At 72.3% G+C, this 24,300-nt stretch carries 23 protein-coding genes; 7 read left to right on the top strand and 16 right to left on the bottom strand.

What is annotated here, in order from left to right; translation table 11 throughout:
- Positions 1-253 precede the first annotated feature (253 nt).
- The 8 genes from ACIBSV_RS09145 to ACIBSV_RS09110 form a co-directional block, all read right to left on the bottom strand.
- A complete protein-coding gene (locus tag ACIBSV_RS09145) occupies positions 254-568 on the bottom strand; it encodes a chaplin (RefSeq protein WP_395860812.1) in 315 nt (104 codons plus the stop codon).
- 488 nt (positions 569-1,056) lie between these two features.
- Positions 1,057-2,310, bottom strand: coding sequence for a Gfo/Idh/MocA family protein (locus ACIBSV_RS09140; protein WP_395860811.1), 1,254 nt, complete (start codon positions 2,308-2,310; stop codon positions 1,057-1,059).
- A gap of 4 nt (positions 2,311-2,314) precedes the next feature.
- Positions 2,315-3,625: an alpha-glucosidase/alpha-galactosidase gene (locus tag ACIBSV_RS09135; protein ID WP_395860809.1), complete on the bottom strand. Its 1,311-nt coding sequence runs from the start codon at positions 3,623-3,625 to the stop codon at positions 2,315-2,317.
- Positions 3,625-4,581, bottom strand: a complete 957-nt coding sequence (locus ACIBSV_RS09130; protein ID WP_395860808.1) for a carbohydrate kinase family protein — start codon at positions 4,579-4,581, stop codon at positions 3,625-3,627. Before ACIBSV_RS09130 ends, ACIBSV_RS09135 begins: the two co-directional genes overlap by 1 nt.
- A 103-nt stretch (positions 4,582-4,684) precedes the next feature.
- Positions 4,685-5,569: a carbohydrate ABC transporter permease gene (locus tag ACIBSV_RS09125; protein ID WP_395860989.1), complete on the bottom strand. Its 885-nt coding sequence runs from the start codon at positions 5,567-5,569 to the stop codon at positions 4,685-4,687.
- Between the two features lie 2 nt (positions 5,570-5,571).
- A complete protein-coding gene (locus ACIBSV_RS09120) occupies positions 5,572-6,525 on the bottom strand; it encodes a carbohydrate ABC transporter permease (protein WP_395860806.1) in 954 nt (317 codons plus the stop codon).
- Positions 6,526-6,534: 9 nt separating this feature from the next.
- Positions 6,535-7,803 carry an extracellular solute-binding protein gene (locus ACIBSV_RS09115; protein ID WP_395860987.1) on the bottom strand — a complete coding sequence of 423 codons (1,269 nt, stop codon included), beginning with the start codon at positions 7,801-7,803 and terminating at the stop codon, positions 6,535-6,537.
- A 371-nt stretch (positions 7,804-8,174) separates the two neighbouring features.
- A complete protein-coding gene (locus ACIBSV_RS09110; protein ID WP_395860804.1) occupies positions 8,175-9,041 on the bottom strand; it encodes an endo alpha-1,4 polygalactosaminidase in 867 nt (288 codons plus the stop codon).
- Positions 9,042-9,330: 289 nt separating this feature from the next.
- Between ACIBSV_RS09110 and ACIBSV_RS09105 the strand changes: the two genes are divergently transcribed.
- Positions 9,331-10,089, top strand: coding sequence for a DeoR/GlpR family DNA-binding transcription regulator (locus ACIBSV_RS09105; protein WP_395860802.1), 759 nt, complete (start codon positions 9,331-9,333; stop codon positions 10,087-10,089).
- 226 nt (positions 10,090-10,315) lie between these two features.
- On the opposite strand, the gene ACIBSV_RS09100 is transcribed toward ACIBSV_RS09105, so the two are convergent.
- Positions 10,316-11,272 carry a polysaccharide deacetylase family protein gene (locus ACIBSV_RS09100; protein ID WP_395860800.1) on the bottom strand — a complete coding sequence of 319 codons (957 nt, stop codon included), beginning with the start codon at positions 11,270-11,272 and terminating at the stop codon, positions 10,316-10,318.
- 296 nt (positions 11,273-11,568) lie between these two features.
- Here ACIBSV_RS09100 and ACIBSV_RS09095 point away from each other — a divergent pair, with 296 nt between their 5' ends.
- The gene (locus ACIBSV_RS09095; protein WP_395860798.1) at positions 11,569-13,020 is read left to right on the top strand and encodes an aminopeptidase P family protein; all 1,452 of its coding nucleotides are present in this window, start codon (positions 11,569-11,571) and stop codon (positions 13,018-13,020) included.
- A 75-nt stretch (positions 13,021-13,095) separates the two neighbouring features.
- Here ACIBSV_RS09095 and ACIBSV_RS09090 read toward each other — a convergent pair whose 3' ends face one another.
- From ACIBSV_RS09090 to ACIBSV_RS09080, 3 genes are all read right to left on the bottom strand, one after another.
- Entirely contained in the window at positions 13,096-13,608 is a 513-nt protein-coding gene (locus ACIBSV_RS09090; protein WP_395860796.1) for a Clp protease N-terminal domain-containing protein, read from the bottom strand.
- A gap of 28 nt (positions 13,609-13,636) precedes the next feature.
- Positions 13,637-13,861, bottom strand: a complete 225-nt coding sequence (locus ACIBSV_RS09085) for a helix-turn-helix domain-containing protein (RefSeq protein WP_331770379.1) — start codon at positions 13,859-13,861, stop codon at positions 13,637-13,639.
- Between the two features lie 86 nt (positions 13,862-13,947).
- Positions 13,948-15,975 (bottom strand): hypothetical protein, encoded by a 2,028-nt coding sequence (locus ACIBSV_RS09080; RefSeq protein ID WP_395860795.1) that lies wholly within the window; start codon positions 15,973-15,975, stop codon positions 13,948-13,950.
- 255 nt (positions 15,976-16,230) lie between these two features.
- On the opposite strand from ACIBSV_RS09080, the gene ACIBSV_RS09075 reads away from it, so the two are divergent.
- Entirely contained in the window at positions 16,231-16,923 is a 693-nt protein-coding gene (locus tag ACIBSV_RS09075) for a response regulator (protein ID WP_395860793.1), read from the top strand.
- Here the strand turns inward: ACIBSV_RS09075 and ACIBSV_RS09070 are convergent.
- Entirely contained in the window at positions 16,869-18,038 is a 1,170-nt protein-coding gene (locus ACIBSV_RS09070; RefSeq protein ID WP_395860791.1) for a sensor histidine kinase, read from the bottom strand. The genes ACIBSV_RS09075 and ACIBSV_RS09070 overlap by 55 nt on opposite strands.
- Positions 18,039-18,139: 101 nt before the next feature.
- Between ACIBSV_RS09070 and ACIBSV_RS09065 the strand changes: the two genes are divergently transcribed.
- Together ACIBSV_RS09065 and ACIBSV_RS09060 are read left to right on the top strand one after the other, a co-directional pair.
- Positions 18,140-19,051 (top strand): ABC transporter ATP-binding protein, encoded by a 912-nt coding sequence (locus ACIBSV_RS09065; RefSeq protein WP_395860789.1) that lies wholly within the window; start codon positions 18,140-18,142, stop codon positions 19,049-19,051.
- Positions 19,048-19,827 (top strand): ABC transporter permease, encoded by a 780-nt coding sequence (locus ACIBSV_RS09060; protein WP_395860787.1) that lies wholly within the window; start codon positions 19,048-19,050, stop codon positions 19,825-19,827. The genes ACIBSV_RS09065 and ACIBSV_RS09060 overlap by 4 nt, the downstream gene beginning before the upstream one ends.
- A 67-nt stretch (positions 19,828-19,894) precedes the next feature.
- Here the strand turns inward: ACIBSV_RS09060 and ACIBSV_RS09055 are convergent, their stop codons facing one another.
- The gene (locus ACIBSV_RS09055; protein WP_395860785.1) at positions 19,895-20,116 is read right to left on the bottom strand and encodes a hypothetical protein; all 222 of its coding nucleotides are present in this window, start codon (positions 20,114-20,116) and stop codon (positions 19,895-19,897) included.
- Positions 20,117-20,233: 117 nt separating this feature from the next.
- Here ACIBSV_RS09055 and ACIBSV_RS09050 point away from each other — a divergent pair, with 117 nt between their 5' ends.
- Positions 20,234-20,995, top strand: a complete 762-nt coding sequence (locus ACIBSV_RS09050) for a TetR/AcrR family transcriptional regulator (RefSeq protein WP_395860783.1) — start codon at positions 20,234-20,236, stop codon at positions 20,993-20,995.
- A 240-nt stretch (positions 20,996-21,235) separates the two neighbouring features.
- Positions 21,236-22,645, top strand: coding sequence for a DUF6777 domain-containing protein (locus ACIBSV_RS09045; protein ID WP_395860781.1), 1,410 nt, complete (start codon positions 21,236-21,238; stop codon positions 22,643-22,645).
- Between the two features lie 107 nt (positions 22,646-22,752).
- On the opposite strand, the gene ACIBSV_RS09040 is transcribed toward ACIBSV_RS09045, so the two are convergent.
- Positions 22,753-23,466, bottom strand: a complete 714-nt coding sequence (locus tag ACIBSV_RS09040; RefSeq protein WP_395860779.1) for a class F sortase — start codon at positions 23,464-23,466, stop codon at positions 22,753-22,755.
- Positions 23,459-24,211, bottom strand: coding sequence for a hypothetical protein (locus ACIBSV_RS09035; RefSeq protein WP_395860777.1), 753 nt, complete (start codon positions 24,209-24,211; stop codon positions 23,459-23,461). The genes ACIBSV_RS09040 and ACIBSV_RS09035 overlap by 8 nt, the downstream gene beginning before the upstream one ends.
- Between the last annotated feature and the right edge of the window lie 89 nt (positions 24,212-24,300).

The following is a 24,300-nucleotide window of genomic DNA, read 5'->3' as shown; positions in this document are numbered from 1 at the left end:
TGCCGGCCGTACTCCGAGCCGTGGCCGGTACGGCGGATGGTGGGACCGTGCGAGACGCGCGGAGCGGTAGCTCTCGCGGGCGGCGGGACGGCTACGGCCTCGGTCTCGCGCGGTCGATGACGGACTCGCACTCGGGGCCGATCCGGCCCGATCGTCGTTCGCTTCGAAACGGCGGTCGGGGCTCCGCGGACGCACTCGCGGAGCCCCGAAACACCCGGTCGGGGAGGAGGTGCCGAGACCGGGGGATGGTGGGTCAGCCGTGGTGGCCGTCGCCGACCAGGCTCCCGGTGTGGTTGCCGGCCGCGAAGTCGTCGTGCTCGTCCTCACCGTCGACGTTGAGGCAGACGTTTCCGAACGTCGGGTTGAAGGCGGCGAGGCCGTTGACCGTGTTCCCGCAAATGTTGATCGGGATGTGGAGCGGGACCTGCAGGTTGTTGCCGGACAACACGCCGGGGGAGTTCACGGCGGCGCCGTCGGCCTCGGCGGCGGCGCTCGCGCCACCCGCGCCCGCCATGACCAGGGCGGCGGTGCCGGCGGCCAGCACGGTGGCCTTCTTGAACGAGTTCACTGGTGTCTCTCCGTATCGACGTTCACGGCGCCGGATGCGGCGCTCGTGCAATGCAACGAGGCGAATCGCTCCGGGCAACCGGTCGGTGTCGACATTCACCCGAACGCCGGTCGGCGACGGGCGCGGGGAGGGCGATGGCCACGACCTCGTGCTCGACGTTCGGGACCCGGCGGTGTCCGCCAATCACGAGCGTTTCCGGCTCACCGCCGGACCCGAGGGCGCGAGCTGCGCCGATCCGGGCTTCGGCCGATCTCGTGCCGGACGTCCGCGACCTGGCTGCGTGCCACCTGGGCGGCACATCGATGGCCCGGCTCGTCGCGGCCGGGTTGGTGGTCGAGTCCACGCCGGGCGCGGCGGCCGTATTGGACCGGGCGCTGGGTACGGAACTGCTCCCGTTCGCCCACGAGGACTGCCGAGCGGAAGGCACCCGCGGTCCGCTCGGCCGGTGTCGATCGGCCGTGCGGACCGCGGGTGTGGCGACCACCTCGTCAGGAGGTCGCCGCGGCGCCCGAAGGCGGGCCGGGTGCGGTGCTCTGGTGCGCCGCGAAGTAGCGGACCAGGTCCGGGTCGAGCGGCGCCACCTCGGTACGCACGCCGCCCGCCCGCAACGAGGCGGTGGCGGCGACACCCGCCGCCACCGCCTGTCGCGCGGCGATCGGCGAGGTACGGGTGGGTCCGCCGTGGACCGCGAAGCGCAGGAACTCGGTGACCAGGGCCGGGTCCGCGCCGCCGTGCAGGCCGCCGCCGGGCACGTACTCACTGCGGTCGGCGTCGGCCCGGTAGCCGGAGCGGCGCAGGTTCCACAACTTGATCGACGGGTGGTCGTCCTCCAGGCCGTCGCCGAAGTTCTCCATCCGGCCCTCGTCGCCGATCACCGTGTAGTTGCGCCAGTAGTCCGGCGTGAAGTGGCACTGCTGATAGCTGGCCAGGACACCGTTGTCGAGTCGGGTGAGCATCAGGCTGATGTCCTCCACGTCCACGATCGGATTGAGCCCGGTCATCGCCGTCGGCGGCCACACCTGGGGGGCGAACCCGTCCCGCGCCCGGGCCTCCTCCTCGACCCGGGTCGCCGGATCCCGGCCGGCGGCGGCGAGCACGGGCTCGCGCCGGGGGTTGCCGCCGTACACCGCCAGGTCGCCCATCGCGACCACGTCGTGCGCATAGCCGCCGGCCAACCAGTGGATCACGTCCAGGTCGTGCGCGCCCTTCTGGAGCAACAGGCCGGTGGTGCGGGCGCGTTCGGCGTGCCAGTCCTTGAAGTAGAAGTCGCCGCCGTGCCCGACGAAGTGCCGGCACCACACCGACCGGACCCGGCCGATCGCGCCCTCGTCGATCAACTCGCGCATCCGCCGCAACATCGGCAGGTGACGCAGGTTGTGCCCGACGTACAACCTGGTTCCGCTCTCGTGCGCGGCGCGCAGCAGGCGGTCGCAGTCGGGCACCGTGATGGCCAGTGGCTTCTCCACGAACACCGGCACCCCGGCGGTCAGGAAGGACAGCGCGGGCTCGACGTGTCGATCATCCGGGGTCAGCACGAAGACGGCGTCGAGACGGTCGTCGAGCATGCGTCGATGGTCGGTGTGCACGGCGACGTCCGGGCCGAACAGGGCGACGGCGTCGGCCCGGCCGCGCACGGCGGGGTCGGCGCAGGAGACCACCCGGGCCCGGCCCGGCCGGTTCGCCTCGACGGCCAGACCGGCGCGCTGTCCGACCCCGACCACGCCCACGCGTAGCTCGCTCATCGCGTCAGTGCCCCAGCGTGGCGCGCAGTGCCGGCTGGAGCAGGTCCCCGTGCGCGCGGGCCATGTCGTCGCACAGGTCCCAGATGCGCTCGACGGGCAACGCGGCGGCGGTGGCCGGGTCGGCCATCGCCGCGTGCCGGATATGCCGGGGGTCGTCCTCCAGCGCGGCGCGTACGACCAGGTCGTTCACGCTCAGGTAGGCGCGGTTGAGCGCTGCGCACTGCGCGGGCAGTGCCCCCACCCGGGTGGGCTGCACGCCCAACGCGTCCACCAGGCACGGTACTTCGACGATGCCGTCGGCGGGCAGGTTGTCGATCAACCCGTGGTTGGGCACATTGCCGTAGACGGTGCGCGGGGTCCCCGTGACGATGCTGTGGATGATCTGCGGCGCGTACTCCATCGTGGACTCCACCGGGACCGGGTCCCCCGCGGCCAGCGCGCGGCGGGTCTCCTCGTAGGCGGCCATGTTCTCGTCGACGATGCCGAGATAGGCGCCGACCGGCAGCCGGAGCCGGGCGATCTCACTGTCGTGGCCCAGGTACCAGGGCACGTACTCGCTGGAGTGCTCGCTGGTCTCGGTCGGGTAGTAGCCCAGCCGGCGATACATGTCCACCCGTACCCGGCGCCGCAGTTCGGCGTCCTCGGCGATGAGCGCGTCCAACTTCGGGTACAGGTCGGTGCCGTTGTGCTCGAAGCGCAGCACCCAGGCCTGGTGGTTGACGCCGGCGGCGCGGTAGTCGACCTCCTCGTAGGGGATCCCGACCAGTTCCGCCAGGCCCTGCATGGTCCAGTAGACCGAGTGGCACAGCCCCACCACCCGGGTCAGGCCGGTGGCCCGGGTGAGGTATCCCACGTTCATCGCCATCGGGTTGGTGTAGTTCAGCAACCACGCGTCCGGGCAGATCTCGGCGATGTCCTCGCCGAGGGCCCGCAACACCGGGAAGGTGCGCAGCGCGCGGAAGATGCCGCCGATGCCGAGCGTGTCGCCGATGGTCTGGCGCAGACCGTATTCGGCGGGCACCTCGAAGTCGGTCCGGGTGGCCGCACGCATGCCGACCTGGACGATATTGATCACGAAGTGGGCACCGGCGAGTGCCTCGCGGCGATCGATGTGCGTGCTGATCACCGGGTCCGCGTCGCGATCCTTCGCGATCAGGCGGGCCGCGCCCTGTGCGGTGGCCAGCCGCTCCGGGTCGATGTCGTGCAGCGCGATGTGCGCCTGCCGCAACTCCGGGAAGGCGAAGAGGTCGGCCAGCAACCCCTGGGTGAACACGACGCTGCCGGCGCCGACGAAGACGATCTTGGTGCGGGTCATCACTGGTTCTTTCGGTTGCGGGCGAGGGCTGCGACAGCCTCGTCCCAGGTGGGTTGGGCCGGCGTGCCGCCGTGCGCCCGGGTGGACAACGCGCCGCACGCGGCGGCGAGTTCGAGTGCTCGGCCGGGCGACTCGCCGGCGAGCAGGGCGGCGAGGTACCCGGCGTCGAAGCTGTCGCCGGCGCCGACCGTGTCCAGCGGTCGCGCCGGGATGCCCCGGGTGCGCAGTACGGTGCGACCGTCGTGCGCGAAGGCGCCCTCGCCGCCGTTCTTGACCACCACCAACGGGCCCCGGGCGGCCAGCCGTTCGGCCGCCGCCTCCGGGGTGCCGGTGGGCATCCGGGCCAGCGCCAGGGCCTCCTGCGCGTTGGGCAACAGGACGTCGACGGCGGGCAGTACGGCGGCCAGGCCGGTGGGATCCCAGCGCCCGGAGGGGTCGTCGTTGGTGTCCAGGGACGTGCCCGCGCCGTGTGCGCGGGCGGTGCGCAGCAGGTCGGGCAGTGCCTTCGCGAGTCCGGGCATCAGGAAGTAGGACGCCGCGTGCACGTGCCTGCTGCGGGTGAGCAACTCCTCGGGAACGTCCTCGGGTCCGGTGGCGTCCAGGGTGCCGGCCGCGGTGAGGATCGCGCGGTCGCCGTCGGCCCGGGTGAGCACCGTGGTCAGCGGCGTGCACAGGTTCGGGTCGACGCGCAGTGCCGCGGTGTCCACGCCCCGGTCGGTCAGGGCGGCGCGGACGAAGCGTCCGGCCTCGTCGTCGCCGACGCGGCCGGCGATCGCGACGCGCAGCCCGAGTCGGGCCGCTCCGCAGGCGGTGATCGCGGCGGAGCCGCCGAGGGTGAGCAGGCCGGTGGGGACGAGTTGTTCGCGTTGACCGAAGGCCAACGGCTCGTCGAGGGGACCGAGGACGACATCGGGATTGGCGTCACCGATGACGAGCAGGTCGAAGGTGTGCGGCATCGAACTTCCTGGGTGCGAATGATGCGGACGGCACGGACGGTGCGCGAGGTGGGGCGGTATGCCGGGGGTGTGTCCCCGGGAGGGTCGAACTCCCGGGACACCGCTAACCCTTGAGCCCGCTGGAGGTGATGGACTGGATGAACGCCTTCTGCGCGCCGAGGAAGGCCAGCAGCACCGGAAGCACGGTGATCACGTTGCCCGCCATGACGGCGGCCCACTGGGTGTGGTGCTGCCCCTGGAAAGTGGTCAGGCCCAGTTGCAGGGTGTACTGGGTGTCGTGGTTGATCGCGATCAACGGCCAGGTCAGGTCGTTCCAGGTGGTCAGGAAGGTGAGCACGGCGACGGTGCTCAGCGCGGGTCGGGACAGCGGCAGCACGATCAGGATCAGCACCCGCAGCCTGGAGCAGCCGTCGATCCAGGCGGCCTCCTCCAGTTCCCGGGGCAGGGACAGGAAGAACTGACGCAGCAGGAACACCGCGAACGGCGTCACCAGCGAGGGGATGATCAGCGCGCCCAGCGTGTCGATCAGCCCCAACCGCTTCATGATCAGGAACGTCGGGATCATGGTGAGCTGGAACGGGATCGCCATGGTGGCCAGCATCGCCACCATCAGCACCCGCGAACCGGCGAACCGCATCCGGGCGAACGCGTAGCCGCCCAACGCCCCGAACAGCAGGTTGGAGGCGACCGCGACCGCCGAGACGATCAGCGAATTCATGAACCAGCGCGGGAACATCGCGTTGCCCAGGACGTAGCGGTAGCCGCCGAGGTGAATTCCCGAGGGCCACAACGCGGGTGGGAACCGGTTGATCTCCGCGTTGGTCATCACCGAACTGAGCACGAGCCAGACCAACGGCAGCGCGAACAGCAGGGACAACGGTGCGAGCAGCAGATGCCAGGGGCTGAACGGCAACAACCGGCGCCGGCGCGGCTCCGGGCGCGACCGGTCCTGCGGGCGGGCCGCCTCGATCGCTGCGGCGGTGGTCACGGTCACTGGGCGGCCCCCTCGACGACGGCACCGGGCTTGCGAGCGCGCACGAACCGCGTGCCCAGCCCGATGACCAGCAGGGCCGCGGCGAGCACGTAGGCCGCCGCCGCGCCGTACCCGGCGGTGAAGTTCTTGAACGCCTGCTCCCAGATGAAGTAGACGATGACGGTGGTGGACCCCAACGGCCCGCCCTTGGTGGTCACATAGACCAGGTCGAAGACCTGGAGCGCGTTGATCGTCTGCCACAACAACAGGAAGACGGTGACCGGCGTGAGCGTCGGCATCACCACGTGACGCAGCAGTTGCCATCGCCCGGCGCCGTCGAGGCGAGCCGCCTCCAGCAATGACGGCGGCACGTCCTGGAGCGCCGCGAGATAGATCACCACGCAAAAGCCGGTGCCGCTCCACACCGAGATCGCCACCAGGACGAGCAACGCCTGACCGGGGTCGGTGAGGAATCCCTGCCGACCGATGCCCAGCGCGTGCAGAATCGAGTTGGCCGCGCCGAACTCCGGATCCAGGATGAAGGAGAACAACACGCCCTGAGCCGTGGCCGAGATGACGAACGGCACGAAGATGAGCGTGCGGTACAGCCCGACCAGGCGGATCCTGCGGTTCAACACCAGGGCCAGGAACAGCCCGAAGGCCATGCTCAGCGGCACGTACAACGCGGTGTACAGCAGGGTGTTGCGGACGGCTTGGCCGAAGTGCGGGTCCTGGGTCAGCGCGTCGTAGTTGTCCAGGCCGACCCATCGGCTGGGCGTCACCAGGTCGTCGGCCCGGAAGGACAGCAGCAGCGACCACACGAAGGGCAACACGCTCAGGCCCAGGATGACCACGACGGCCGGAAGGATGTACGCCCAGGCGGTCGCCGATTCGCGCCGGCGTCTGCGGCGCAGGGTGCGGCGTTGTCGATCGTGGTCCGACAGCGTGAGTGGAGCGGGCAGTGATGACATGGGGGCTCCTCAACGCGGTATGACGAGGGCGGCCTTGGCCGCGGCGGCGCAGCGGTTCAACGCCCGGGTCGGACTGCTCTTGCCGAGCAGCACGGAGACGATGGCCTCGCCGAGCGCCATCGAGATCTGCGGATAGGCCGGATGCACCGGGCGCACGCGCGCGGTCTCCAGGGCGTGGGTGAACACCTCCAGGCCGTTGGTCTCGGCGGCGTGCGCGCGCCACTCGGGCTTGGCCTCGCAGGCTCGGCCCAGCGGCAGGCTGCCGACCGTCAGGGCCCATTCGATGTCCTGGTCGGGCTGCGCCAGCCAGGACACGAATGTGCGGGCGGCGCGTACCCGGGCGCTGCCGTTGTCGAAGACCGTCCAGGTGTCCGGACCGCAGATGGTCATCGGCCGGCCGCTGTAGGTCGGCAGCGGCACCACGTGGTAGTCGATCTCCGCCTGGGTGATGTCCGGGATCTGCCACGGGCCGGTCAGCACCATGCCCATCCGCCCGGACGCGAAGACCTGGTACATCTGCTCGCTGCCGGGCTTGGGGTCGATGTAGACGCTCTTGGCCCGCGCGAGTGCCTCCACGGTCTCCAGCGCGCGCACCCCGACGTCCTTGAAGCCGATGGTGCGGCCGTCCTCGGCGACCACGTCGCCGCCCAGGTCCCACACCATCGGCCACAGCCGCCACACGGTGTCCTCGTCGCCCACCCCCGGCCAGCCGGTGCCGAAGACGCCGCGCTGCGCGTCGGTCAGCCGCTGTGCCGTGGCCAGGAAGTCCGTCCAGGTCCAACCCGCCTGTGGCAGCGGGATCCCGGCCTCTTCGAAGAGCCGCTTGTTGCAGATCACGGCCAACGCGTCGAGCACGGCGGGCGAGGCCCGTACCCTGCCGTTGATCGTGACGGCCTGCCGGGACGGATCCCAGTAGTCCTCCCATGGCGTGGGGGCCGCGTGCACCGTCTCGCTCAGGTCGACCACCTTCGGGCTGCGGGCGACGCCGGCCAGGTCGGATCCGAAGATGTAGGCGATGTCCGGGTAGGAGCCGGACGCGAGCGCGGCGGTGATCTTCTGGAGCATCGCGTCGGACAGGACACCGCCGCCGAGGTCGACTCGGATCGCCGACTGCACCCGGTGGAACTTCTCCACCAGGGCCTCGATGCCCTCGCGGCCGGTGTCGGTCTGCCCGTGCCACATCTCGATCGTGACGCGCCCGTCGGCACCCACGCCGTCGTCGGTGCCGCCGCACGCGGACAGCGTCGCGGCGACCGCGACACCGGCGCCGGCGCGCAGCACGTCGCGACGGGAGAGACCGGCGGGATGCTGTCGGCCGAAAACCACTGGACCTCCAGGGAGACTTCGAACGCGCGGGCGGGGCCGGGTGCGCGAGGGCGCACCGAGCCGGGGATCCGCCACACACGCCGGGACGGGGACGGGCGGAGGAAGGGCCACACACAGGCGATCACCGGGCGCGAGTGGGCGGGCCCGGGGACGACGCGCGGGGGGCGTGCGCGTCCCCGGGCCCGTCGCGGGGGCACGGGTCGGCGGGCGAAGTGGCGGGGAGGGACACACCGGGCGCGACACGGGCCGCGCACGCGGCCCGGTGCCGGATGCCGACGGACCGGATCCCGACGGGCCCGGGCACCGGGCCGCGCGAAGGGGGATCAGCAGGTCTTGCGCACGTACTTGCTGTCGCCGATCGGGCTGACGCCGACGTCGCGGCGGACCACGCTGAGCTTGTTGCCCCACTTCGAGCAGGCGTTGGACAAGCCCTTGGCGGTGTACTCGATCACGATCACGTTGTTGCCGAAGTACTTGGTGTAGTCATCGCATTCGTTCCACTCGCCGCACTCCTCGGCGACGGCGAAGTCGAGCCCGAGGGCGGTGCGATCCGCGGCCAACTCGGAGGTGTTCTTCTGCGCGATCGCCAGGCCGCGCCGGTGCGCGTGGGCGGAGAGCAGGGCGATGTAGTCCTTGGCGTTCCGGTCGGTGAGCAGGTCCTCGGAGCGGGTGTAGCTGTCGTAGTTGTCCGGCTCGACGGCCTGGAAGCCCTTGTTCGCGCACTCGTCGATCTGCGCGTTGATCTTCGCGGCGATGTCGGTGCGTTTGGCGGCGGTGCGCAGGTCGAGCAGGGCTTCCTTCCACACGCCGTCGTAGACGATCGAGCCGTCGGCCCGCCGCAACAGCAGGTCCGCGCGCCAGTCGCCTTCGGCGTTCGGCTGGGCCTGGAAGGCGTTGACGTAACAGATGTTGTAGAGCCCGGGCGCGGGAGCGGCGCCGTGATCGCGGGTGACCACCTTGACTCCGGCGGGCGGCGTGTAGGCGCCGCCGACCTGGTAGTCGAAGTTCGCGTGTGTCGGGGGCACCGTGACGGCGCCGGCCTTCGCGTTCGTGCTGCTGCCGGTGTCCGCGCCCGCTTCGGTACTCGCGTTGGCGGACGTCGAGAGGAACAGGGTGCCCGCGAGCGCCGCGCTGGTCGCCGTCATCGCGGCGACGCGTCGGGCCGATCCACGCGAGAGGAAGGTGTTCATCATCGAACTCCAGATGCGGAGGATACGTCCCCGCCTCGGATGTCCACGGGCATCCTGGCGACTTTGTCCGGGCTTGCGGCTTAGCGCCGCCTACCGGCTGGGCGTACCTTTGACGCCGATTGCGCTGCTCTCGGCGTCGCAGCAGTAAATCGAGCAACATTCGTCATGTCAAGGGATTGTCTTTGCGCAGGACGCGCACGGGAGTTGCCGCGCGGGTGGCAGAATTCCGCCGGTCGGCTATCGATCGGGAAACCGTGACTGCGCGAATGCGCACGGATATGCTGCGCATATGCTGAGAACCGAGCGTCACGCGCGCATCCTCGAACATGTCAGTGCGAAGGGAAGCGTGAGCGTCGAGGAACTGTCCGAAATATTGGCGGTCTCGGGAGCCACGGTGCGGCGCGACCTCCAGCACCTGGACGCGATGAGTCTGCTGCGCCGCACCCACGGCGGGGCGTCCGTGGGCAACATCGGCCTCGAGACGCCCATGCAGTACCGCAGCGAGCGCCGGCGGCCGGAGAAGGTGGCGATCGCCCAGGCCGCAGCCGCGCTGGTGCCGCCGAAGGCGGTGGTCGGCCTGACCGGGGGTTCCACCGCCACGGAGATCGCCCGGATCCTGGCCGAGCGCGGACCCGTCACCATCGTCACCAACGCGGTGAACATCGCCGCGGAGATGGTCCTGCACAAGGACGTCACCCTCGTCGTGATCGGTGGCACCGCGCGCAACGAGAGCTACGAACTGGTCGGTCCGATCGCTGAGAAGACGCTCGCCGACTACTTCACCGACGTGACCTTCCTGGGCGTGGACGGCATCAGCGCCGCGCACGGCTGCACCACCCACGACCAGTTGGAGGCGGCCACCGACCGCGCCTTCACCGAGCGCAGCCAACGCACCATCGTGGTGGCGGACAGTTCGAAGATCGGGAAGGTGACGCTGGCCAGGATCTGCCCGCTCGCCCGGATCGGCCACCTGGTCACCGACAGCGACGCCCCGGAGGAGGAACTGGCGCGGATCGCCGAGGCGGGGGTCGCGGTCACGGTGGTGTGATCGGGGGTGTGACCCGGGCCCGCGCGACGGCACCGGCCGCGATCGTCCCGGTCACTTTCGCGCCGCTCGCTTCGGCGCCCCTCGCTTTCGCCCGGCTTGCTTCGGCGCCGCTCACCCTCGCCCCGCCCACGGTCGCGCCGGAGACGGCCCGGCGCCGGCCCGGGAGCGTGGCATGGCGGCGGTCAGCCGGCGTACGGCCGACACGGGCGGGTCTGTGCAACGGGCGTCACAGGTAGTCGTCCAGTCGGGCCAGGGCGAAGCCCTCTCGGGTGACCATGTCGATCACCCGGCGCAACATATCGGTCATATCGCCCTTCCACTCCTTGGGGCCGCGGAAGTGGGTCAGGATGATGTCGCCCGGCTTGAACACGTGGTCGTAGCGATACTCCATCCGGTCCGGGAACGCCTCCTGGTTCCACAGCGGGAAGGCGACGATCCCGCACGATCGCGCGGCGTGCAGGGTGTCCTCGTCGAACTCGCCGTAGGGCGGCCGGAACAGCCTGGGGGTGCTGCCGATCTCCCGGGTCAACTCGTCCTGTTGGCGGCAGATCTCGTTGCGCTGGCCCTGGTAGCCCAGCGTGCGCAGATCCGGATGGTTCACGGTGTGGTTGTTCACCGCCACGCCCTGCTCGTGCAGTCCGCGGAAGTAGCCGTAGTCCGAGCGCGCCAGGTACCCGCTGACGAACGCGCTGAAGGGCACCCGCAGTTCGCGCGTCATCCGGGCGAAGTCCGGATCCTTCTCCGCGCCGTCGTCGATGGTGAGGAAGACGACCCGGTCCTGGGTGGGCACCCGGTGCACCACCGCGGGCAGGTCGCCGTGCAGCACGACGCCGGGCCCGGACCGCAGCGCCGGGCGAGTGGCCGGCGGCGCGGGAGCGGCGATCGGGACGGAGGCCAGGCCCCACTTCTTCGCGGCGGCGGTCACCGCGGCGCGCTCCCGGCGGGTGGTGGCCTCGTCCGGCAGTGCGGCCCGCGCGGCCTGCCCCGGCGCCTCGGGCGCCGCCTTGTCCGGCGGCTCGCGGTCCGGAGCGACCCGGTCGAGTGCCACCGGTCGCGGTACCGCCGGACCCGCCTTGTCCACCCGCGCGGAGTCGGTGTCCGCGCACGCCGACGCGGCGAGGCAGGCACACAGGCCCAGCGCGAGGGTCCAGCGCGGGAGAACTCGACGAACACGGGACGTCACCACATCAACACAGCCCATAGCGGCGTTCGATGCCCCATTTTGTCCTAATTTTAACCAGAACGTATTTTCGAGTCCGGCTCGCGGGTCGTCCCGGTCGCACGGGTCACCCGAACGCAGGAAGTGCCGGCCGCCCGGAGGAGCCGACTCGAACGAGTGTGCACCACCCCCGGCTCCCGCCTGCGTCGACGCACCGGGACGCCGTGCCCGCCCTCGAACACCGGTCGGGAAGAATGGGCGCGTACGCACGGCGTACGCATGATCGAAACGCAACCGGGAGTCGAGCCGAGGAGGCAGGCGTGGATGCCGAGAACGGGCAGTCCGCAGAGCAGGCGCAGCCGATCAAGCAGCGCAAGAACGGCCTGTACCGGGACGTCTCGGAGGAACTGGCCGCGAACATGCGCGCCGGTTGGGCGGACACCGGGCGCGAGGATCTCGCGCCGATCGAACAGGCACCCCACACCGCCCGGCGCCGGGCCGCGCTGTCGGTCCGGTTCCCGGGCGAACGCCTGGTGATTCCCGCGGGCAACCTCAAGACCCGCTCCAACGACACCGAATACCCCTTCCGGGCGTCGAGCGAGTACGCCTACCTGACCGGCGACCTGACCCAGGACGGCGTGCTGGTCCTGGAACCGGTCGCCGACGGCCACGACGCGGTGCTGTACCTGCTGCCCCGGTCCGACCGCGAGAACGGCGAGTTCTGGCTGGACGGCCAGGGCGAGCTGTGGGTCGGCCGGCGGCCCGGTCTGACCGAGGGCGAGGCGCTGTACGGGCTGCCCTGTCGGGACGTGCGTGCGGCCGCGACCGAGGTGGCGCGGGCGGGCGCCGACGTGCGGATCGTGCGCGGGCACGACGCGGGGCTGGAGAGCGCCCTGGGCGAGCGGCTCGACGCCGAGCGGGACGAGGAACTGCGTGTCTTCCTGGCCGAGCAGCGGCTGGTCAAGGACGAGTTCGAGATCCGCCAGCTCCAGGCCGCGGTGGACTCGACCGTACGCGGCTTCGAGGACGTGGTGCGGGTGCTGGATCGGGCCGAGGCGACCAGCGAGCGCTACCTCGAGGGCACGTTCTTCCTGCGCGCCCGGGTCGAGGGCAACGACGTCGGTTACGGCTCGATCTGCGCGGCCGGACCGCACGCGACCACGCTGCACTGGGTGCGCAACGACGGGGCCGTGCGCTCGGGCGACCTGCTGCTCCTGGACGCGGGCGTCGAGACGCACACGCTGTACACCGCGGACGTGACCCGGACGCTGCCGATCGCGGGCCGCTTCACCGAGTTGCAGCGGCGGATCTACGACGCGGTGCTCGCCGCGCAGGAGGCGGGCATCGCCGCGGTGCGCCCCGGCGCCAAGTACCGCGAGTTCCACGACGAGGCGCAGCGCGTGCTCGCCGAGCACCTGGTCGCCTGGGGCATCGTCGAGGGGCCGGTGGAGCGTGTGCTCGAACTCGGCCTGCAACGCCGGTGGACCCTGCACGGCACGGGCCACATGCTCGGCCTGGACGTGCACGACTGCGCGGTGGCGCGGACCGAGTCGTACGTGGACGGCGCGCTGGAGCCGGGGATGTGCCTGACGGTGGAGCCCGGGTTGTACTTCCAGGCCGACGACCTGACGGTCCCCCAGGAGTATCGCGGCATCGGGGTGCGGATCGAGGACGACATCCTGGTCACCGAGGACGGCAACCGGAACCTGTCGGCCGCGCTGCCGCGCGGCGCGGACGAGATCGAGTCGTGGATGGCGCGACTGCGCGCCTGACGCACCCGCCGGCGCCGGCGGCTGCCGCCCCCGTCCCGGTGACGGCGGCCTCCGGCGCCGGCGGGTCGCCGGTCGTCACCGACCGGTGGGGTTCTCGTTCCGGACGGCCGCGTGCGCCGCCGCGATCAGGGTCGGGCGATCGATCTCCAGATTGCGCAACACGCGGGCGGCCGTGCCGTGTTCGAGCTCGGCGACGGCGATCAGGACGTGCGCCGTGCGCAGTTTCCCGGGCCGCTCGGACTTGGCGATGGCGACGGCCCGTTGGAACACCTCGTTCGCGCTGCCGGAGGCGCGGTACGGTCCGCGCGGGGCGGGCGCGGGGGAGACGGCGGCGATCGAGTCGGTGTCGATGCCGACCGAACGCAGCGCCGCGGCATGGGATTCGGCCAGCACGCGGCGGACGTCCTCGACGGTGACGCCGGACGCGGCCAGGGCCGTGCGGGCGGAGTCGTCGGGGAGCGCGAGGGCGGCCAGGAGCAGGTGTTCGGGGCCGGGGGTGTCCTCGCCGAGCGCGCGGGCCTGCTCCTCGGCGCCGGTGAGGAGGCGCTTCATCGCGCCCATGTCGTGTATCGCGGCTCGAATGCCCATGGTGGATCTCCTTGCCGGTCCGGTGGATCTACCGGTCCTGTGGTGGCGTTCGTCGGGAGGGTGACAGGCGTTTGTGGGCGGCCTGGGCGCTCATGCCCAGGGCCTGACCGATGTGGTTCCAGGTCCAGCCCTGGGCGAGTGCGTGGTCCACCGCGGCTCGCTCCAGTGACGCGGCGAGGCCGCGCAGTGCGACCACGGCCGCGAACGCGTCCTCGGGATGCTCGGGCGAGGGGACGTCTTTGGCGTCGATCACGCATCAACTTTAGTTGATGAAGGATCGGCTCGTCAACAAAAGTTGATGACGGTGACGGCTCCCGTGCGCCGCGCCGCCCGGAGCGGTCAGGCGGTCACGGCCGCCGCGGTGGCGAGCAGTTCCTCCAGCGTGCCGGGGAAGTCGCGGAGCAGGCTCGTCGCCACGACCCAGGCGTCCACGTCCTCGCGCAACCGCCGGCGCACCGTGTCGCGGGCGAATTCACGGCACACGATCAGGGCGTATGCGGCCGGCCGGGCCCCGGCCAGGATCTCCGCCCGGGTGAGCATCCCGTCACGCAGGAGGTCGCCCAGTTCCCGGATCGGGAACTCGCGCACGGGAGGGTCGGCGACCAGCGCCCGGGCGACGGCGGGGGACTGCACCCACCCGTAGGAGAAGAAATGCGGATGGCGCCGGACGAGGGTGTGGAGCAGGGCTTCGGGGCAGTCCGGGTGGTAGGCCGCGAGGGCAGCCGCCGGATCGGGGATCCGGTCGGCACCGGGATCCTCGGCCAGGCGGCGCCACAGCGCGGCGGGGACCCGGCGGGGCAGCGCGCGCAGGGGTTCGGGCGACGGCCAGGTCTCCAGGTCCGCCGGCGACGCGCGACCCTCGATGCGGTAGCGGGTACGGCCCCGCCGAGGATCGACGGACCAGATGCCCTCGTCGGTCCGGGCGAGTGCCTTGACCACCTCGGCGGAAAGCTCGTCCTCCACCTCCGCGAGCGCCTGGATCGCGTCGCGGCGGGCCGTGATCCGGCGGGCGATCCCGAGCGGGAGCTCGCCGGGCCACCGGCGGGCGAGCGCGACCGCCACCGCCGGGGCGAGACCGTGTCGGCCGGCGCCGAACGCGTGCAGGTCGTCCGGGTCCAGCGCGGAGACGACCTCGGCCGCCGGGCCCGGTTCGGCGCGGGTCAGCAGGAGCGACAACGGGCTTGTCGGGTACCGGAGCGGGCCGGGCGGCGCGGTGGGCGGCCCTGCGGTCCGGCCCGGGTCCGCGGCCGGCGCGGGAGTGCCGGCCGAGTACTCGACGTGGCGCAACAGTTCGTGGACCGTCCCGGGAAATTCCGGTCCCGTGCGGGCCAACCGCAGCCAGCCCGGGACATCGTTCGGCAGCAGCGGGCGGAGCGCCGTCACGAGCGGGTCGAACGCGGCGGCCCCGGCGGAGCGCGCGTCGAACGCGTCGATGGCGCGCAGGACGTCCCAGGCGGGCCGGCCCGCGCTCAGGAACTCCTCGGGCGTCGTCACACCCGCCAGCAGGGCCTGTTCGAGCGGGCGATGGTTGTGGTTCGCGGCGGCGTCCAGCACGGCCACCACCGACGGCGGGCAGCCCTCGGTGCCGGCCAGGGCCGCGGCCACCTCGGGCGTGAACGGCTCCCGCCGATGCGCCCGCGCGAGCGTGTCCCAGTCCGGCGGCGTGTCCGAGGTCGCGAGCACGTGCCGGGCCTCGCCGCGCCGCAAGCCGCCGGCTCGCAGCAGCGTGACGAGTTCGCGCTCGTCCGGTCCGGCGCACGCGCCGACCTCCAGCAACATCAACCCCTCGGGCGCGTCGAGTGCCGCGCGCACGATCGGCGCCACCACCTTGGTGCGATACCGGCCGACGGACAGCGCGGCGTGCACGGCCTCCGGCCCTTCGGCCCGCCACAGTCCGGCGAACGCCCGCAGCCGGGCCCGTTCGACATGGGGTCGGTTGGCGAGCCTGCCCAGGACGGTCAGCGCGTGCCGGAGCAGTCGGCCGTCACGCGCGTACACCAGGGCCAGCGCGTGCGTGCGGGTGCGGGTGGTGCGCAACGTCTCGCGCAGTTCGGGATCCAGGGCACGGCCGAGGATCCGGCGGCGGATGCGGGTGTCGGCGCGGGGATTGAGGAAGACGTGCCGATCGATCTCGGGATCGTCGAGCGCGACCAGCCGATCCAGGACCGAGCGAGGCAGCCGGTCGTATCGGGCGAGCGCGATGTGTACGGCCCGATCACCGTCGGTCAGCGCGTGGTCGACCACCTCGGGCACGTCGGACAACAGGGCCGCCAACCGGCCGCGCCCGCTGGGATCGCAGCGCGCCACGAGCTGCACGACCAGGCTCGGATCGGCGTGCCTCCACAACATCGAGATCGCCCTGCTCACCGCTGCCCCGTTCCGTCCCGTACCGCCCCGTCGCGTGTGCGCCCCGCCGCCCGACGCCTGTCTGGACCGGCGCCCGGCGACGCGCGGGGTCGTCGTCCGGCGGGCCAGTCTGGCATCGAACGCCGGGCGCGCCGGCGGCCGGCCGGGGGCCACCGAGCCGGCCCCGGACGTCGTGGCGTGCGCCTCGCACCGTGTGGCACGTGCCGGCGGGGTATCGTCGTGGCACGGTGTCGGGGGTGACGGACGGGGTCCGAGGTGTCGATCCGGGTGTTGATCGCCGACGATCAGGCCTTGTTGCGAGGCAGCTTCGCGATGCTCGTGGACACCGCGCCGGGACTGGCGACGGTCGGCGAGGCGGCCACCGGCGTCGAGGCGGTCGAACTGGCCCGGCGCGAACGCCCGGACGTGGTCCTGATGGATGTCCGGATGCCCGAGATGGACGGCGTGGAGGCGACCCGGCGAATCTGCGGACCCGAGGGCGTACCCGGCACCCGGGTGCTCATCCTGACCATGTTCGACCTGGACGCCTACGTGTATCCGGCCCTGCGCGCGGGCGCGAGCGGGTTCCTGCTCAAGGACACCCGGCCGGCCGAACTGCTCACCGCGATCGGCGTGATCGCGGCCGGCGAGGCGCTCCTGGCGCCGACCGTGACACGACGGCTGATCGCCGGCTACGGGCCGACCGCCCCGAGCGGGGAACCGGCGTCGCCGCCGGGCGAGTTGGTCGGGTTGACCGACCGCGAACGCGAGGTGCTGGCGCTGGTCGGCCCAGGGTTGTCCAACGCCGAGATCGGCGCGCGCCTGCGGGTCGGCCTGCCGACGGTCAAGTCGCACGTGAGCCGCCTCCTGGACAAGCTCGGCGCCCGCGACCGCGTGCAGTTGGTGATCGCCTGCTACGACACCGGCCTGGCCGCTCCCGCCCGCCCGGGCGCCGGATCCTGGCGGTAGGGCAACACGGCGACCACGCGGAAGCCACCCCCGGCGCGCGGACCGGCGGTGAGCGTGCCGCCGTGCAGCGCCACCCGTTCGCGCATCCCGACGAGCCCGTAGCCGTGCGGTCCGGCCGCGGTGCCGGGACCATCGTCGCTCACCTCGATCCGCACCCGCCGGCCGTCCGCCTCGACCGAGACCTCGCAACGGGCGGCCGGGGCGTGCCGGGTCACGTTCGTCAGCGCCTCCTGGACAATGCGAAACGTGGACAGGCCGACACCCTGGGGGAGCTCGCGCACGTTCGCGACCCGCAGGGTGACCCGTACGCCCATCCGCGTCGCACGTTCGACCAGTGCCCCCAACTCGGCGACGCCGGGAGCCGGTCGTGACCCGGCCTCCTCCTCGGCGCGCAGCACACCGAGCATCCGGCGCAGATCGGTCAACGCCTCGCGGCTGGTGGCCTCGATCACCCGCAGCGCCTCGACCGCCTCCCCGGGACGACTCTCGGCCACGTGGCCCGAGATCGACGCCTTGACCGCGATCACCCCCATCGTGTGCCCGACCACGTCGTGCAACTCGCGTGCGATGCGCAACCGTTCGTCGGCCGCCGCGCGCTCGGCCGATTCCCGGGCGGTGCGTGCCGCGAACTCGCGGCGGGCGCGTACCGCCCGGCCGATCGTCCACGCGCCGCCCAGCGCGCCGGTCGCGGCCATGGCCGGCGCCGGATCGATTCGCCACGCGTACGCGGGCCCGAACGCGGCCAGCGCGAACAGCGAGCCCGCGCCGAGCGCCGCGATGGTCGGCGTGGGCAGGCGGCGGTGAAGGGAGAGCGCGACCGGGTACAGCGCGAAGGCGGCGGCGACGAACAACGTGCGTGCGGCGCCCACGACTTCCGCCGCGACACACGCGGCGAGCACCACGGCGAACACCGGCCCCGGCCATCGGCGCCGGACCGCGATCGGAGCCCCGATCCCCAGGGCGAACAATCCGCGTGCCCACCACGGCAGATGACGTCCGTGTCCGCCCGACCACGCGGCGAGCGTGAACCCCACGGCGGCCGCGCCGTCCAGCGCGAACAACCACCGTCGGGTCAGCCGTCGGGTCACCGCCGAGCGCAGGCCGAACTCGTTCACACCCCGACCCTACGGAGCGCGACCGCGGCCCGCCTCATCCCCCGGGATGTCAGTCGGCCGCCCGATGTGCCAAGGCCTCCGGGCACCCGAGGGTGATCCGCATGATCGAAGTGGAAGACCTGACCGCGCGATACGGGCGGGTCGTCGCCGTCGACGCGCTGTCCTTCGTGGTGCGTCCCGGTGTGGTGACCGGATTCCTCGGCCCCAACGGCGCCGGCAAGTCCACCACCCTGCGGCTGATCCTCGGCCTGGCCGCGCCCACGCACGGCACCGCCCGGATCAACGGCCGCGCCTACGCCGAACTGCCGCGCCCGATGCGCGAGGTGGGTGTGCTGCTCGACGCGGACACCGCGCACGCCGGACGGACCGCGGTCGACCACCTGCGCTGGCTGGCCCGCAGCAACGCCCTTTCGCGCCGCAACGTCGACGCGGCGTTGGAACAGGTCGGTCTGGCCGCGGTCGGTCGCACCCGGGTCGGCGGATTCTCGCTGGGCATGCGCCGGCGACTGGGACTGGCCGCGGCGCTGCTCGGCGATCCCGGCGTCTTGATCCTGGACGAGCCGACCAACGGCCTGGATCCGGACGGCATCCGCCGACTCCGCGACCGGATCCGCGCCCTGGCCGGCGAGGGCCGCACGGTCTTCGTCTCCAGCCACCTGATGAGCGAGATGGAACTGACCGCCGATCGCCTGATCGTGATCGCCGAAGGGCGTCTGATCGCCGACACCTCCGTGCGCGAGCTCACCGATCGTTTCGCCCGGGGTGTACTGGTGCGTTCGCCGCGCGCGGGCGAACTGGCCTCGGCCGCGGTGTCCGCGGGCGCGACGGTGGCGTCGGAGCCGGACGGCCGCCTCCTGGTGCGCGGGCTCGAACCGCACGACATCGGCGACCTCGCCGCGACCCGCGGCATCCCGGTGTGGGAAATCCGCGCGCGAACCGCCTCGCTGGAGGAGGCGTACGTCGAACTGACGGCGGGCCGCCTCGAATTCGTGTCGACGGAGCCGGCGCGATGACCGACGTGCTCGCCGCGGAATGGCTCAAGCTGCGCACCGTGCGCTCCACGTACATCGTCCTGGCCGCGCTCGCCGTCGCCATGGCCGGCACCTGCGCACTCGCCGCGTACGGCGCGCACACCTGGGACGGGTTGTCGGCGACGGACCGCGCGCACTTTTCCATGTCGCCCCTGGAACCGCTCTTCCTGACCGTCGCCGAGATGAGTATGGCCGTGCTCGGCGCGCTGACGATCACCTCCGAGTACGCCGGCGGCATGATCCGGGACACGCTGGTCGCGGTGCCCAGGCGCGGACGCGTGGTGTGGGCGAAGGCGGCGGTCGTCGGCACGTTCGCCCTGGCGCTGGGATCGGTCTGCGTGTTCGCCACGTCCTACCTGACCCGGGCCGTGGTCGGGGACCGGCCGATCCCCGCCTACACCGACGCGGGTGCTCCCACGACCGGTCTGCTGATCACGCAGAGCCTGGCGATCACGGTGGCCGCGCTGGTGGGATACGGGCTGGGCGCGGTGCTGCGGTCCACGGCGGGCACGATCAGCGCCGTGGCCGGTCTCCTGTACGTCGTTCCGATGGTCGTGCACAACCTGCCCGCGCCCTGGGACGCACGGGCCGGCTCGTTCGCTCTCGACAGCCTTCCGGGTCAATTGGCGGGCACCGGCAACCCCTATTCCATCTACGGCACGACCCTGCCGCCGATCGCCGCCGCCGCGGTGATGGGTGCCTACGCGGTCGTGCCGCCGACCGTGGCCGCGATCCGGATCCGCCGCCGGGACCTGTGATCGAGGCGCTGATCGGGCGCGCGGAGCCGGTGCCCCGAACCCGCCCGAGGGCCTGCGCACGTCCCGGTCATTCGCGGCGCCCCAGGGCCCTGGCGCGGGTGTAGCCGCGGGCCGCGAGGAGCGCGCCGGCGGCGGTGAGCACGGAGTAGGCGAGGAGCGCCGGCGCGAAGCCACCCGGGAGCCACGGGAGCAGCCCGCGCTCGTCGTCGCCGAAGAGAAGTCGGACCAACCCCTGTCCGAAGGCCACCATCACGACCATGCCCAGGATCTGTCGAACGTCATGTCTCATGGACTCCCTCCTTCAACGTCCCGCGTTACGAACGTATCAGCGAGATGGCCGAAATCTGCCTTTGCAAGCAGCAATAGTTACGTTTCGTCACACAACGCGCACGCTAGAATGAGCACCATGCGTGACGAAAAAGGGTCGGGGTGTCGGATGTGCGGCGCCGACATCGCCGGGTCGCACCGCGGTCGTCCCGCCCTGTACTGCTCCCGGAGTTGCCAGGCCCGGGCGTATCGTCGACGCAAGCAGCCACCCGTCGCGACCGCGCCGACGGAGGCCCGGCCCAGGGACGTCCGGGCCCGGCAACGGCGCCGGATCGCCGAGGCGGTGTGGCGGATCGCCGCCGAACAGGGCCTGGACGCGGCGAGCATGCGCCGGATCGCGACGGAGGCCGGCGTGTCCCTGCGGCTGGTCCAGTACCACTTCGCCGGCAAGCACACCCTCCTGGTCGACGCGCTGCGCCTGCTGCACGAGGAGAACGGTCGGCTCGCCAGGACCCGGATTCCGACCGACGCGGGTGACATCCCCGGGCTGTTGCGGTCGATCCTGGGCGAGTTCCTGCCGATGGACGAGCAACGCGGCTTCGCGCTGCGGGTGTTCGCGGCCTACTACGCCCGTAGTCTGACCGACCCGGAGCTCGCGGAGGTCTTCCTGGCCGCCGAACAACCGCTGGAGCACATGGTCGCGGACATCATCGAGACGGGTCGCACGGCCGGGCTCGTGGCGCCGGGCCTGGACGCCGGGCACGAGGCGGACCTGCTGGTGTCGGGGGTCACCGGGCTGGGTCTGGACGTTCTGCACAACCGCCGCTCGCTCGCGGAGGTGCGGGTGGTCATCGACTACCACCTGGCCCGGATCTTCCCGACGGCGGTCGTCTCGGACTGATCCTCACGCGGATCCGCACCCGGCCCCTCGTGGGCGGCGGGTCGCGAAAAAAGAAGTTCCCGCGGATTCGGAGAGAAATCCGGGCGCGGACGCACATCCCCACCGAACGGGTCGTCACGCGCGGCCCCCAGGCGAAGGGATGCCTCCATGTACCGGTTCTCGCACCCGCGTTCGGTCGCTCGCCGAACCGCACACACCGCGCTTCACCTCCCGCGTCGAACGGGCACGGCGGTGGCCGGCGTGCTCGCGGCGACGACGCTCGGATCCGCCGTCGGCGGCTGCGCGCTGCTCGCCCGCGCCGCCGTGGAGGTGACCGCCGAAGCGGCCGTCACGGCCACCGCGTCCGCCTTCTTCGAGCGCGTGGGCCGGGACCGGGCCGACGTGCACCCGGCGCCGGACGGCGGCCGTCGTCGTGGCGACACCCCCGGTCTGTACGGCGTCGCGCGCGACGTGCCCGGTTGCGACCGGCCCAGGCTCGTCGCGCTGCTGGCGGCCGACCCGGTCAAGGCCGCCGCGTGGACGGCCGCCCTGGGCATCACGATCGCGCAGATCGACGACTTCGTGGCCCGCACCACGCCCGTTCTGCTGCGCCAGGACGCGCTGGTGCGCAACCACCGGTTCCGCGGCGGCACGGCGGAGGGCTACCCCGCGCTGCTCCAGGCGGGTACGGCGGTGCTGGTCGACCCGTGGGGTCGGCCGGTGGTCAAGTGCGGCTGTGGCAACCCGCTCACCGCCCTGGCCCAGGCGCCGGACCGGATCAAGCCGAACGGTCTGACCCCGGCCTGGAAGCGGGTGTACGACAAGCGCGCGGTCGTCGCCGTCACCGGCGGCGACGGCAGCCCGATGTCCCGCATCGTGCTGACCGACCTCGACCGCCCCGACGTCACGATCGTGCGGCCGACCGGGACCGCCGGCGAGGCCGACACCACCTCCGAGCGCCGACCGAAGCCTCCCTCGGACCACCCGTCGACGCTGCCCGCGCCCGGCCGATCGGCGCCCACCACCTCGACGCTGCCCGCGCCCGGCCGGTCCGCGCCCACCACCTCGACCAACCGCCCCGGCGGTCGAAGCGTCGGGCCGACGAGCCCCTCGCGCACCGCGGCGCCGCCGGTGACGTTGACGCTGTCGACGAACACGGTCGCCGTCGGCGCGTCGTACACCGCGCGCGCGGCCGGCTTCGAGCCCGGAGAGCGGATCACCTTCCAATGGACCGGAGCCAGTACCGGAACGATCGACACCGTCACCGCGAACCGCGACGGGACGGCTGTGATCTCGGTGCGCGAAGGCGCGGCTCCGGGCGACTACCGCATCCTGGCCCGGGGGGCCGTGTTCGGCCGGATCGCCGCCGCGCCGCTGCGCGTGGTGGCCGCCACGTCGCCGGCGGCGCCCGCGCCGACCCTGACGCTCTCCACGAGCACCGTCGCGGTCGGCGCCTCCTACACGGCGCGCGCGGCCGGATTCCGCCCCGGCGAACGGATCACCTTCCGCTGGACCGGGGCCGGTTCCGGGACCATCACCACGGTCACGGCGGACACCGCCGGATCCGCCTCGATCTCGGTTCGCGAAGGGGCCGCCCCCGGCGACTACCGCATCCACGCCGACGGCCTGGGCTCGGGTCGCACCGCCGGCGCCCCGCTGCGCGTGGTCTGACCGGCACCGGGAAAGCGCGTCGGCCGGGCCGGGCGGATCGCCGGGCCCGGCCGAACTCCCGGGCGGGAGGCCGCTGTCGGGTGGGGGACAAGAGGGGACGCGGAAAGTCAGCGTGAACCGGTCAGGTGTGCGAACAGCACGGTGTTGTCCTGGTAGCCCCCGTTGTCGGGGTCGTAGTCGCCGCCGCAGGTGATCAGGCGCAACTCGGCCCGGTTCAGGTCGCCGTACACCCGCTGTGTGGGGAACTCGGCCTTGGCGAAGCGCTCCACGGAGTCGACGGTGAACACCGCGATGCTCCGGTCCGCGCGGCGGATCTCCACGGTCGACCCCGGGTGCAGGGTGCCGACGTCGTAGAACACGGCCGGGCCGGAGGCGGAGTCGAGGTGGCCGACCACTACGGCGGGGCCGAGTTCGCCCGGCGTGGGTCCCTGGTTGTACCAGCCGGCGTGACGCTCCGGATCGGGGGGCGGAACCTCGACGGCGCCGTCCGCACCGAGCCCGACCGAGGTCACGGGGGCATGCAGGCCGATCTCCTGGATGTCGACCGAGGCGGGCTCGGCGCGGGCGAGGATCGGGCCCTCGACCGCCGGCGCGGCGGGAGGGACGGGGTCGGCAGGGCCATTCGGGCCGCCCGGGCCGCCGGTGGGCGTCGTGGCGGGCGCGTGCGTGGACACCACCTTGGGCGCGGCCGTGGCCGCGGCGGGTGGACGTCGTTCCTGATAACCGAGCACGGCGAGCACGACGCCGCAGACCAGCACCGCGACGGCCGCCACCAGCAGGAGGCGGCGGCCGGCGCGATGGAGGAAAGGTGTGTCAGCCACGCAGGTTGCCCCGGCGCAGCGCGAACGCACCGGCCCCGGCACCCGCGACGGCGAGTGCGGCGCCCAGACCCAGGAGGCTGTTGTCGGACTCGGTGGTGCCACCCGCGCCGCCGGCCACCGCGCCGACCGGCAGCAGCTTGGTCTGGCCGGCCGGCCTGGCCTCCGGACGGGCTTCGGGCTTGTGGACGGGCGCGGCGGGCTTGTGCACGGGCTTGTGCGGGGCCGGCTTCACCGCTTCGGGGTGCTTGACAGGGTGCTTGACGGGGTGCTTGACGGGGTGCTTGACAGGCTTGTGGTGGTCCACCACGACCGTCTTGTGGTTGTTCACCACGAAGCTGTTGGTCGTGTGGCTGATGTGGTTGTTCGTGACGACGGTGTTCGTCACGTGGCCGATGACGATGCCGTCCGACTTGTGGCTCGGCTTGTGCTCCGACTTGTGGTCGGGCTTGTCCGCCGGCTTACTGCTCGGCTTGTGGGCCGGCTTGTGGTCGGGCTTGTCCGCAGGCTTCTCGGCGGGCTTGTGCGCCGGCTTGCTCGAGCAGTCGTGCGCCGGACGGGGGCAAGTCGGGGCACCGCTCCCCTTCTTGCCCTGCTCCGCGCCGGATCCGCTGTCGGCGCCTGACGCCTCGGCCTTGATGTCCTTGGTCTGCGGGCCGGGACCCTCGGCGGCCGTGGCGGTGCCTCCGATGGCTACGGCCAACAGGCCGGCGGCTACGGTGCTGCAAAAGACACGAGTGGTACGCATCAGGGACGATCTCTCCTTCGCAGCCGGCGCGTGATCGGCGATCCGATGGGGAACGCGACGGCACTGCGGAAAGTTGCCTCATATATTGC

It is taken from the genome of Embleya sp. NPDC050154 (assembly GCF_044460165.1).
Classification (GTDB): domain Bacteria; phylum Actinomycetota; class Actinomycetes; order Streptomycetales; family Streptomycetaceae; genus Embleya.
This window is presented reverse-complemented; position numbering and strand designations above follow the sequence as displayed.